The organism is Mesorhizobium sp. LEGMi-168a (assembly GCF_058312955.1).
In genome coordinates this window covers 1-2,276 of the sequence record NZ_JBZEGV010000074.1, presented here as the reverse complement: position 1 = coordinate 2,276, position 2,276 = coordinate 1, and the positions used below count along the sequence as shown (strand labels likewise).

3 protein-coding genes are annotated in these 2,276 nt (G+C 62.0%); 2 read left to right on the top strand and 1 reads right to left on the bottom strand.

Annotation, left to right across the window (positions count from 1 at the left end; all coding sequences use genetic code 11):
* The coding region (locus AC4FWB_RS33860) for an ABC transporter substrate-binding protein (protein ID WP_491030560.1) at nucleotides 1-994 on the bottom strand (994 nt) is incomplete at its 3' end.
* A 231-nt stretch (nucleotides 995-1,225) separates the two neighbouring features.
* On the opposite strand from AC4FWB_RS33860, the gene AC4FWB_RS33855 reads away from it, so the two are divergent.
* Together AC4FWB_RS33855 and AC4FWB_RS33850 are read left to right on the top strand one after the other, a co-directional pair.
* Nucleotides 1,226-1,954, top strand: a complete 729-nt coding sequence (locus AC4FWB_RS33855) for a GntR family transcriptional regulator (RefSeq protein WP_491030559.1) — start codon at nucleotides 1,226-1,228, stop codon at nucleotides 1,952-1,954.
* Nucleotides 1,955-2,066: 112 nt separating this feature from the next.
* On the top strand, nucleotides 2,067-2,276 hold a 210-nt coding region (locus tag AC4FWB_RS33850), incomplete at its 3' end, for a flavin reductase (protein WP_491030558.1).

Sequence of the window (2,276 nt, the reverse complement as noted above, 5' to 3'; positions counted from 1 at the left end):
TCGCCGGAGCGACCATGGAGCCCGTGGCCCTGGAAAGGCCGCGCATCACCTTCTTCTGAAGCGCGTCGAGGTCGAGCGCCTCATACATGGCCTGGCGAACCTTGAGGTCGTTCAACGGGTTCTTGTCGGTCACGTCGGATGCGACGAGCTTGTCCTTGCGGTTGAACAGGAAGAAAGCGGTGCGCAGCTCATTGCTGGCGAGGATCTTGATATCCGGCGTCGCCTTCAGGCGCGGAATGTCCTGCAGAGGCGCCTCGTTGGTGAAATCGATCTCGCCCGAGAGGAGCGCGGCGACCCTGGTCGCGGACGAGGTGATCGGCGTGAAGACGATCTTGTCGATGTTGTGCCTGGGTTTGTCCCACCAGGCCTTGTTCACCTCGAACACCGTTTCGGCGTCCGGACGGCGCGAGACGACCTTGAACGGACCCGTGCCGTTGGCATGCGTCGTCGCATAGCCTTCCACACCCTTGCCGGCATCGGTCGGCGCCTCGGCATGGTTTTCAACCAGCCACTTCTTGTCGAGCATCACGATGTTGGTGAGATCATTGAGAAGCAGCGGATAGTTCGGCGTCGTCGTGATTTCGACGGTGGAGTCGTCGATCTTCTTGGCGCCCTTGTAGGCCGGCAGATTGCCGCGCAGAGGCGAGGCGGGATCGCTGACACGGGTCAACGATGCGATCACGTCGTCGGCGCTGAAGGGATCGCCGTTGTGGAAGGTCACGCCCTTGCGCAGATGGAAGCGCCAAAGCGTCGGCGAAACCACTTCCCAGGACTCCGCCAGGGCCGGCGCGATCTGCAATTTGTCGTCGTATCGAACCAGGCCCTCATAGACGAGATTGAGCACGGAGATCGTGAAGGAGGATCCGTAGGAATACGGATCGAGTGAAAGAATGTCGCGCTGCGAACCCCACCGCATGACGTTTTCGGCCGATGCCGAAAAGGTGGCCGCGGCAAGCGCGGCGGCGGCGACCGAAAATCTGAGAAACTGATTCATCTTTTAACCTCTCCATTGTTGGCGAATACGGACCCCTGATTTCCGGGCACCACTCACGGCTGCACATTCTTCGGCGGATTATTTTTCCGTGCATCATGTATTCACTTTTGTTCTAATAGTGTATACTCTTTCGCGATGCAAGTGAAAACATCCAACCCGTCACGGAACGGGCCAACGCCGGAAGCGCCATGGTTGACACCCGCACAAGCCAAACCGATAAATCAGCACGCCATGACCGATCCGAATTCATCGACCGAACGGAAAAGCCGCGCCGGAAACCTGGCGGATGGCGTCTATCAGGCACTGCGGCGCGCCATCATCGAGCAGGCGCTGGCGCCCGGGACGAAGCTTCCCGAGGATTCGGTCGGAGAGAGCTTCGGCGTGAGCCGGACGGTGGTGCGGAGCGTGCTGGCGCGGCTCACGGTCGAGGGGCTGGTTTCGCAGCGGCCCAACAAGCGGGCGGAGGTGGCTTCGCCAAGTCTGGCGGAAGCGCGCGGTGTCTTTCAGGTGCGGCGCGGTCTCGAACGCACGGTTATCGAAAGCCTTGCCGGACAGCTGACTGCGGAGCAGGCCAGGGAGCTGAGGGCTCATATCGCCGCCGAGGAACAGGCCCACGGCCGCGATGGTCCCGAATCGATCAGGCTGTCAGGCGACTTCCATACGCTGCTGGCCAGCATGACGGCCAACGAACTCCTGATACGCTACGTGCAGGAGGTGGCCTCCCGCTGTTCGCTGATCCTGGCGCTCTACGGCCGTCCGCATTCGTCCGAATGCTCGGTCAACGAGCATCAAGCGATCATCGATGCGTTGCTGCGCGGCGACGAGGCGACAGCGGTCCAACTCATGGACGAGCATTTGATGGCCGTCGCCACGCGAGGCCTGCTCGACCTGAAGCCGGCGCGCGAACGCGACCTCAAGGAACTCCTGGCGGACTATCGGGGACGCCTTACCGCCAGCTGAGAATTACCAAACAGTCGGCAGGAGCGGGACGCGGCGGCTCGGCCGCTGTTTTGACGCGCGCCTGCTTGCCGACCGAGCCGTCGTCCTCCCTCTCGACCTTGCGAGCACTGTCATGACCGACAAGACAAGCTTCGACTTCACGCGCCTGAGCGAGCGCGAGAAATACAAACTGCTCATCGGCACCGTGGTGCCGCGGCCGATCGCGCTCGTGACGACGGTCGACCAGGAAGGCCGGGCAAACGCCGCCCCGATTAGTTTCTTCAACTGCCTTTCGGCCGAGCCGGCGGTTCTGGCGCTCGGCGTCGAGAACCACGACGACCTT